We start from the raw sequence: 9,485 nt of genomic DNA, 5'->3' as shown, positions 1-9,485 counted from the left end.
TAGAAATTAAGTCACCCCAACTACCCGAAGAGGCAAGCTGAAATAACCAAAATCACAAAATCAGTCAACCAAAGCTGCGCAAAGGCAAGCTGAAATGCCGGAAAATAAAAATTAAGTCACCCCAACCACTCGAAAAGGCAAGCTGGAATAACCGAAATCACAAAATCAGCCAACCAAAGCAAGAAAAATCAGTCATCTTCTTGGTCTACTTGCACATCATCTGTATTTTCGTTATTATGGTTAAGAACTTAAATTGGACATTAATGTTGCACAGGAGGCTGCATATGAATACAGAACGCAAACTGATTTTTTTTGATATAGATGGCACGATTGTAACGGAGGCTCGTGATGGTCGTATTATTCCGGATAGTACACGTACAGCCCTTCGAAAATTACAACAAAACGGCCACTTATGTTTTATTAATACCGGACGAGCGCTTGCTGAGATTGACGAACCTATTTTACAGTTGCAAATGGATGGGCTTGTCTGTGGCTGTGGTACATATATTACGTATCACGATAATGTACTTGCTGAACATACGATACCGTTTGATCTTGGTAATCGCATATTAGCAGCGTTACATGACTGTAATTTGGAATGGATCCTTGAAAGCACGGGGGCTGTATACTATAGTTCACAAACATATCATAGCCACATAGGCGATTTCAAAGAAGAACAAATGGGTGTCATTCCCAATCTTTTTCTTGTGACGCCACAGGATGCACATGATCTGACGTTTGATAAATTTTGTATTTGTGATACACCGGGAAGTGATACGGAACGTTTTCTAAAAATGTTTGAACATGACCTCACCTTTATTGACCGTGGTAATGGGTTTTATGAAGTTGTTCCAATGGGATATTCCAAAGCCAGTGGTATGCAGTTTTTGATGGATCATTTTGCGATTGCAAAAGAGGATACGATTGCCATTGGTGACAGTACAAACGATCTGCCGATGCTGTCCTATGCCGGCACTGGAATTGCCATGGGTGGCAGTGCAGCTTCGGTTTTAGATGCCGCAGACTTTGAAACAGATATGATCTTGCAAGATGGTCTTTATAATGCTTTTCGATATTTGCAGCTTGTGTAGTTTTAACAGACGATCAAACGGAGGATAAGAATGAACGATTATTTACCAATTTCCAAAAAGGATATGCGAAAAAGAGGCTGGGATGAGGTTGATTTTGTCTATGTGTGTGGAGATGCTTATGTAGATCATCCGTCTTTTGGAATGGCAATCATTACACGTGTGTTAGAGGCACATGGTTTTCGGATTGGTGTTATCTGCCAGCCGGACTGGAAAGACGAGCAGAGTGTGCAGGTGTTTGGCAGACCACGTTTAGGATTTTTGGTGTCTGCCGGCAATATGGATTCTATGGTCAATCACTATACTGTTTCCAAGAAAAGACGCCATCAAGACGCCTATACTCCGGGAGGCGTTATTGGAAAACGTCCGGATCATGCAACCGTAGTTTATTGCAATTTGATCCGTAAAGTGTATAAACAGGTTCCGATCATTATCGGAGGAATCGAGGCCAGTCTGCGCCGATTGGCACATTATGATTATTGGTCAGACAGCGTGAAACATTCGATCTTGGTGGATTCGCAGGCAGATATTGCAGTATATGGCATGGGAGAACGCGCGATAGTTGCAGTGGCAGAAGCACTGGACAGTGGGATTGCAGTAGAAGATATTACATTTATTGATGGATGTGTTTATCGTGCTAAAAATTTAGATGCAGTGTACGATGCACAGATGCTGCCATCGTATGATGACATTTGCAGCGACAAGAAACAATATGCAAAAAGTTTTTATATACAATATCAAAATACCTATTCTGTTACGGCAAAAAGATTGGTAGAACCGTACAGCGACCATTTATATATTGTGCAAAATCCACCGGCTGCTCCACTTACGGAATTAGAGATGGATGATGTGTATGCACTGCCATATATGAGGGGATACCATCCTATCTATGAAAAAGATGGTGGTATTCCGGCACTTAATGAAATTAAATTTAGCTTGACAAGCAATCGCGGATGTTTTGGCGGCTGCAGCTTTTGTGCGCTGACCTTTCATCAGGGTCGAGTGGTTCAGGTGCGCAGTCATGAGTCGATCATTGAAGAAGCAAGGCAGATGATAGAAGATCCGCAATTCAAAGGATATATTCATGATGTAGGTGGTCCGACAGCTAATTTTCGGCGTACAGCCTGTGATAAACAGAAAAAATATGGTGTCTGTACCGGTAAGCAGTGTTTGTTCCCAAAACCTTGCAATAACCTTGTTGCAACACATGATGATTATCTGATACTTCTTCGAAAGTTGAGAAAACTTCCCGGTGTGAAAAAAGTATTTATTCGCTCAGGAATTCGTTTTGATTACGTGATGGCAGATAAAGATGATACCTTTTTGAAGGAGCTATGCGAATATCATATTAGCGGACAGCTTAGAGTCGCACCGGAACATGTTTCTGATGCAGTCCTTACGCGGATGGGTAAACCGGAAAATGCAGTGTATGAACGTTTCCTGAAACGCTATCAGAGAATCAACAGCAAAGTTGGTAAAGAACAATTTGTGGTGCCTTACCTGATGTCTTCCCATCCGGGTTCGACACTAAAGGAAGCAGTGGAATTAGCGGAATATTTACGAGATCTTGGTTATATGCCGGAGCAGGTGCAGGATTTTTATCCGACGCCATCCACAATCTCGACGTGTATGTATTATACCGGATATGATCCGCGCACAATGGAACCGGTATATGTGCCTAAAAATCCGCATGAAAAGGCAATGCAGCGTGCGTTGATACAGTATCGCAATCCGGACAACTATGATCTGGTCAAGGAAGCCTTGATCAAAGCAGACCGTCGCGATCTGATCGGATATGATGCGAAATGTCTGATCCATCCGCGCAAAGAAAAGTGGATGGAGCATAGCGGGAAGAAGGCATCCCACAAGGGAAAAACAGGAAAACGCTCGAATAATGGGATTAAGTCCGGAAAGCAGTCAGAGAGAAACGGTCAAAGGAAATCGAACGTGGATCGTAATCGAAGCGGTGGGCAGAAGCGTTCCGGGCGCAATAGCAGAAGAAAATAGCCTATTTTGACCAACAACAAAAAGTAAACACGGAACACAGAAATCATGGGGATTACACATGATCCCGAACAACAGAAAGGAAGAAAAATGTTTGAGGAAATAATAGAATTCGATCAGGAAAAGATTGAAGCTAATAACTATGACATTGATAAGATCAATGCATATTTGGATGAATTACATGATGTGAAGGAAATTCGTAAAAAAGCAGAGGGACATTATGTGGGAACGACTTGTTCAACTGAATTGGCAAGATTTGGGGCAGCTATTATGGCTTGTCAGGAAAGTAAATGGTTTCGGAAAATTATTAAAAAGTGGGAATTTTGGGAAAATGGTAAATTAGAAGAGGACATCCTAAAGACAACGGAGGAAGAAGAAAAAAAGAGAGGTCGAAAGCTGTATGAGTGATTCGCTGTAAATTGCATTTAAGCTTTTTAATTCAGTTCATATATAAAATTGTATACTTTATTAAAAAAAATATTTGACATACAATGATATATATTGTATAATACAAAATGAAAATAGTTTCTATTAAAAATAGTTTCTATTAAAAATAGTTTCTATTAAAAAATAGTTTCTATTAAAAATAGTTTCTATTAATTCTGTTATATTTATTTTCATTACAAATCAATATGAGGAGGAAATCGTATGAAAAAAAACATCAAAAAAATGGTATCTGTTGTGGCTATTACATGTATGATTGCTAATGTAAGTTTAGCAGGCGCATATGAAACGAAAGGTGGAAAGTTAGGTAAGACATCAGTGACATGTTCTATTTCCCGACAAGGAGGTTCGACTACATATTCCCAAGCTTATTTAAAAATATCAGCCAGAAATAAGGTTGAGAAATTAGGAATTAAAAATATTAACATTGTCAAAAAAGACGGTGGTGGAGAGATGGGGGTAAGCAAGTCGGCGAGCAATGCGTATACCGTATCTTATGCTGGTGAACACTATAAGCCAGGCTCAATAAAGAGAATTTCTGCTAAATTTTATGTTACAAGTTCAAATTTTGGAAATTTTAGTGTTAATCTTTCAGAATAATTGCAGAGAGGTTGTTGGAGAAAAGCGGTTGATTTAACAACAAAATCAACCGTGTTTTCTCTTGAGTGGACAGGATAGAGCAATAATTGTAATCTCTAAATATTAATGGAAAATAGGGGTGTCTTTATGAAAAACAAAAAGATAATTATTGGATTGTGTTGTGGCGTAGTTATCATAATAGGAATATTTTTGGCGCTAATAGCGACGAGAAAGCCGGTGGAAAAAAATGTCCGGCAGGCTGATCATTCAACGAAAACAAAAAATCCCATAGCAGTTGATTACAGCGGAATTGGAAATACTTCGGGCAATCTTCAAAATGGTGGAGATCAGGCATATGTACAGGGACGTGGAGTGGTAATAGATAACAGAGATGATAGCGGTTCGCAGATGCTATGTTTTGATGATTCCACACAAAAACTACAATTTTATTGTAATAAACGCTCCTGCTTACATAATGGGACAGATTGCATTACAAATCAGCAATTAAGTTATATGGTTAGCTATGGCGATGTTGTTTTTGCAGTCAGTGGAACAGATAATAGTGAAATTTGGAAAATACAAAATAATGAGATCACCTGCATTTACAGAAGTAAAAATCATATTGGAGGTCTATGGGGCTACCGGAAATATTTATATTTTATGAATGATTTTGGCATTTATAGAATTTCTATCGATGATCCGTCTAAAGAAGAGCAGGTGCTTGATAAACCGGTATCATATGAATATGTAACATTTTATAAAGATAAAATATATTTTTGCTTAGAGGATCTGTTACTTTATCAAACAAATTTGGATGGCAGTGATAAAAAACGCTTTTGCGATGAAAAGGCAGCGTCGCCGCAGATATGTGGGGATTATTTATATTATCGGTGCATGAAATATGATAAAAAGGGTCGTTTTGAGGTGGAAAATACCTTAAAGCGGATTTCTTTAACAGACCATCACGTAGAAAAGGTGTTGGATGAGGTATATTTATTTAACATTGATGAAAAAAACAACAAGATTTATTATCAGGTGATCTTAAATGATGAGGATGTTTCTTTGAGAGTGTTAGATATTGCGTCAAACAAAAGCAACGAAGTTACAAAGTGCGCGATGGGAGCACTGTACGTGTGTCCGGAGAGTGATTGGCTGGTAATTCAACAATATGAAGGACAGTTAAAAGAGGGACAAGTGGGTGCTCGTCCTACACATTTGTATTGCGTTAAGAAGGATGGAAGTGGCGAAAAACGTCTCGATTATCCGAAAAAGGTGGAGGGCTAACAATGATTAGAGATAAGATTTTTGTTAAGTTTGCAATTGTATTTGGAATAGGTGTTTTGCTGTTTGGCAGTATAATATTTTTCGTGAACAGGAATCCTAAAAATGAGAAACATTTGAACAAAGTACATAAAAGCGTAGATGCAGAGAGTACACCTGTAAGTGATGGTCCGATAAAGCAAACTTCAGCGGGGTTTTATTTATACGATAAGGCTGAACAGCCAATTATGAATGATCAAATAATTGAAGTTAGTAGTGATGGGAAATATGAATTTAATCTTGAATGTATCAATAGCTGTAACACAACGTTGAACTATATTATAGCGGTTTTTGTGAACGATTGTTATCAAGCAATAGAACATATCGAAGGAGGGGAAGAAAAGGCAGGTGCTTTTTTATTGAACCCAAATTCTTCTGAAAAGTTGAACATTAAATTTTCGGCAAAAAGTTTTAACAGAAAAAATAATCAGCTTAGAATGGTTATGATTTATTATCCGGATAATATTCCGAATGATTCGCTGGATCAAGTGTTGGTTGGAGAGTCCGCCGGTGTATATAAGCTAAAGGGAACATTACCTAATTTAGTGAATTCTCGCAAAAAGTTCATACATATGAAATCACGTAAGATCGATAAAGAAAATGATTCAGAAGCTGTATGGCTTTCCGAGAAAGAAGAAAAAAGTATGCCGAAATTTGATTATATATTAGATATGGGAAATTCAGATCATATTTATTTAGGGGCATTAGGAAAGTCGAAGGTATATGTTGGGATGATATTTGTAGATGGCTCTCCAATTAAGGTGGATGGCAATTATTCTTTCTTTTGGAGACAAAAACCAAATGAAATAATAAGTAAAAAAATATCTGTGAATTCAGCTAAGAGTAATGTAGTGTTTGCTTACATGTATGAACAAGGGGGCGATGTTGATAGTTCGTATGTTACAGACAAGTATAAAATTCAACCGTAAAGGTGGAGGGCTAAAACCATGAAGTTAGAGATTAAAAATATTAGTAAGCAATACGGTAAAAAAACGGTGTTGCAGGGGGTGTCACAAGAGTTTTCAGGAGGAGTATACGGCTTGTTGGGCCCGAACGGTGCAGGAAAAACGACATTGTTAAATATTATCGCCACTGTTTTAAAGGCATCGGCAGGAACGATCTGTTATGAGCAGAAAAATGTGTTTGATGATCTGGCAGGGTATCATTCTATGGTAGGCTATCTGCCGCAAAAGATCGGATTCTATACTCATTTTACCGGATATGACATGATGAAATACATGCATTATCTAAAGGGGGGAGATCGTAAGAACACTCGTCAGATTGATGAATTGCTGCAAAGAGTAAATCTATATGATGTAAAAGATAATAAGATTGCCACTTATTCCGGTGGAATGAAGCAGCGTCTTGGCATTGCACAGGCTTTTTTAGAAAGTCCAAGAATACTGCTGTTAGATGAACCGACAGTTGGCCTGGATCTGGAGGAGCGCGCGGAGTTTAAGAGGATGATACAGGAAGCCGGCAAGGAGATGACAGTGATCTTATCCACGCACATTGTTTCTGATGTTGAAGAGACGGCAGATTATATATTAGTTATGAATGAAGGAAAGGTTCTGGAGAACCATGCAATGTCTTATTATATGAAGCAGATAGAAGATAAGGAACTGACCGGCTTAGAACAGTATTATTTGCATTTGACAGGGAGAAAATTACATGATACAGGGAATGAAATTTGAAAGCAAAAAGTATGTGCTTACTTGGGGAACATTACTTATGTTGCTATTGCTGACGTTTGCGGCAATTGGCTTAATGCATTTTAATGAGTACGGATATGTTTTTGAAAAAAATACAAGGGAAATTTTCTTTACAAAGATGAAAGACCAACAGATTTCCTTAGCTGACAAGCAAAAGCTGCAGGAGGAAGTCGATCAGCTTCAGACAGAGCTTTATCGTGAGGATGGGACACCGATTAAAACAGAAATTAAGAAGCCGGGGAAATATGCCGGTACGAAGCTTGACGAATATGGCTTTTTAGGAGAAGCGATCGATTGCATTGACTGCATCCAAAAGAGAAACAGTAATATGGAGCTGATGGTTTCTGATTATCAGGGAGAATTGGTGGGTTACCATAAAGAAAAAATACAACAATTGTTGATCAAAAAAAGCTTACGGCTGCCGTTTGTTGTGAACTATATGGCGTACTGCCTTGTTTGTTTGTCATCTTTGTCCTTAGCAATTCTTTTTCCATAGAGTGGGAGAGTCATTTGGCAGATGTTGTCCATGTCACCCGCAAAGGAAGAGAGAGAATTATACTCACGAAGTTATTGCATGGAGTTTTTTGGTCTGTGATTTCCAATTTTTATTTTTGGGGTATTTATTTGGCATATCAATGGTTTGCTGTTGGTATGCGTAGTGAGGACTGGAGCAGTCCGCTCTTTTTGGTGGAGGGATATCAAATGTGTGCTTCAGGACTAACGATCTTTGGTTATATTTTGCGACAGATCGCAGCAGCTGCACTTGCCACGATTGTCATCGCAGTGATCACCATGTTGTTATCCAAATTAACGTGCAAAGGAATCTTTGCACTGTTAGCGGCATTGGTCATTTTTATACTGGGGATCATTCCGGATGTTATGGAAGTGGTACTTTATAACAGCATTTTTTTGGTGGATTCGGGAGAACGGTATTTCCTGCCGAGACCGGAATTTTATCGATTATTAAAATTCGAAAAACTTGGTAATCCGATTTCATTATTTCAGATAAAATATTTTGCGCAGCAGCCGAGGTATATTCAATTAGGACAGTATCAATATTCCATGGTGATCTTCCCGCTGCTTATCGCCGTTATTCTTATTGGGATATGTATTATGCTATTGTTGTGGACCAAAAGAGGTGGTAAAAAATGATATGGTTTGAATGGAAAAAGATCTTAAACGGTAGAGTGCTTCTATGCTTTGTCGTTATCCACCTGGCTTTCCTGATGCTCTTTTGGACACAGAATTCTAGTGTACAAAAGGGAAGAAATACTGCAAAGCAGCAGGAAATATATCAAAAGATCGGTGGCAGATTGACGGCATCTACCGCAAAAGAGATTGAAGAGCTGAAACAGAGAAAGGACGCTGTGTTAGAGGAGGAGGCGCAGAAGGAAGATGAATATGCGCAGGGGAAGATCAGCGTCGATGAGTATATGAAATATCGTGACGAATATCATATGATGAATGATAAGAATGAAGCAATTGATATGGTCTATGAAAAATATGAGACAGCACGAAAAAATGGCTCTTGGATAATCTTTGATGGTTATTACGATCAATTATTTCGCATGGATCGAACGCAGTGGGGCTTGATGTTGTCTGTTTTTTTGCTGATCGTGTTGTTAGTATGCTGTGAGCCAAAAGAGTTATTGGCAACGATAAGTGTAACCAGAGAAGGCAGAAGAGGATTATGGGGTGCTAAGCTTAGAACAATCCTTATGGCGACATTGATATTTGTCATTCTGTTTGCCGTGGAGGAACTTATGGTGATACGACAGTTTTCGCCGCTTTCTTATTTGGACGCACCCATTCAAAGCATTTCCTGTTTGGCAGGAAAGCACATCACAATCAGTATTGCTCAGTGGTATTTGTTGACGCTGTTACTTCGAGTAGTAAATACAATGATCTTTGCAGTCGTGACCTATAGTATTCTATATTTTATACAAAACAAAAAGGTCGGAGTCCTGATTTTGGCAGTGCTCATATTTGGACCGGTATTGGCAGCGGCGTTTATGCAGTACGACACTTGGAATATATTAGCAAAATGGATCATGGTTTATCCGGTTATTTCCTAAAATATAGGATGAAACCAGTCGTTATAAAAAATATAATATCTCCATTGGATAAAATCCTCCATTGGAGAAAATCCTCCATGAGAGAAAATCGTCCTTGGAGAAAATCTGTCGCTAACTTGAAAAAGTAAATTCCAGTGCAGGAGAATATCCTTCAGCTAACTTGAAAAAGTAAATTCCAGTGCAGGGGTAAATTCCACCTCACCTTAAAATTACTTGATTTTTTAGAATTTCAGAGAGCTAAATATCTATAAAACTGTTATAAT

10 protein-coding genes are annotated in these 9,485 nt (G+C 38.6%); all 10 read left to right on the top strand.

From position 1 onward, the window contains the following. Window positions 1-284 precede the first annotated feature (284 nt). The 10 genes from DW981_RS13470 (at window position 285) to DW981_RS13425 (ending at window position 9,222) form a co-directional block, all read left to right on the top strand. Window positions 285-1,091, top strand: a complete 807-nt coding sequence (locus tag DW981_RS13470) for an HAD family hydrolase (protein ID WP_182434296.1) — start codon at window positions 285-287, stop codon at window positions 1,089-1,091. A gap of 30 nt (window positions 1,092-1,121) precedes the next feature. After that, window positions 1,122-3,095 (top strand): YgiQ family radical SAM protein, encoded by a 1,974-nt coding sequence (locus tag DW981_RS13465; RefSeq protein ID WP_118508081.1) that lies wholly within the window; start codon window positions 1,122-1,124, stop codon window positions 3,093-3,095. 87 nt (window positions 3,096-3,182) lie between these two features. Next, window positions 3,183-3,500, top strand: a complete 318-nt coding sequence (locus DW981_RS13460) for a hypothetical protein (protein ID WP_022025715.1) — start codon at window positions 3,183-3,185, stop codon at window positions 3,498-3,500. Between the two features lie 240 nt (window positions 3,501-3,740). Next, window positions 3,741-4,136, top strand: coding sequence for a hypothetical protein (locus DW981_RS13455; protein WP_022025714.1), 396 nt, complete (start codon window positions 3,741-3,743; stop codon window positions 4,134-4,136). Window positions 4,137-4,262: 126 nt separating this feature from the next. Further along, on the top strand, window positions 4,263-5,399 hold the full coding sequence (locus DW981_RS13450; RefSeq protein ID WP_182434295.1) for a DUF5050 domain-containing protein: 1,137 nt from the start codon (window positions 4,263-4,265) through the stop codon (window positions 5,397-5,399). 2 nt (window positions 5,400-5,401) lie between these two features. Then, window positions 5,402-6,364, top strand: a complete 963-nt coding sequence (locus DW981_RS13445; protein ID WP_118508079.1) for a hypothetical protein — start codon at window positions 5,402-5,404, stop codon at window positions 6,362-6,364. An 18-nt stretch (window positions 6,365-6,382) separates the two neighbouring features. After that, window positions 6,383-7,129 carry an ATP-binding cassette domain-containing protein gene (locus DW981_RS13440; RefSeq protein ID WP_022025711.1) on the top strand — a complete coding sequence of 249 codons (747 nt, stop codon included), beginning with the start codon at window positions 6,383-6,385 and terminating at the stop codon, window positions 7,127-7,129. After that, complete coding sequence (locus DW981_RS13435) at window positions 7,107-7,643, top strand: hypothetical protein (RefSeq protein ID WP_118508078.1); 537 nt, start codon at window positions 7,107-7,109, stop codon at window positions 7,641-7,643. The genes DW981_RS13440 and DW981_RS13435 overlap by 23 nt, the downstream gene beginning before the upstream one ends. Window positions 7,644-7,657: 14 nt before the next feature. Next, window positions 7,658-8,299 (top strand): hypothetical protein, encoded by a 642-nt coding sequence (locus tag DW981_RS13430; RefSeq protein WP_118508077.1) that lies wholly within the window; start codon window positions 7,658-7,660, stop codon window positions 8,297-8,299. After that, window positions 8,296-9,222 (top strand): hypothetical protein, encoded by a 927-nt coding sequence (locus tag DW981_RS13425; protein WP_118508076.1) that lies wholly within the window; start codon window positions 8,296-8,298, stop codon window positions 9,220-9,222. Before DW981_RS13430 ends, DW981_RS13425 begins: the two co-directional genes overlap by 4 nt. The last annotated feature ends 263 nt before the right edge of the window (window positions 9,223-9,485 follow it).

It is taken from the genome of Clostridium sp. AM49-4BH, from assembly GCF_003478335.1.
Lineage (GTDB): Bacteria > Bacillota > Clostridia > Lachnospirales > Lachnospiraceae > Butyribacter.
This window is presented reverse-complemented; position numbering and strand designations above follow the sequence as displayed.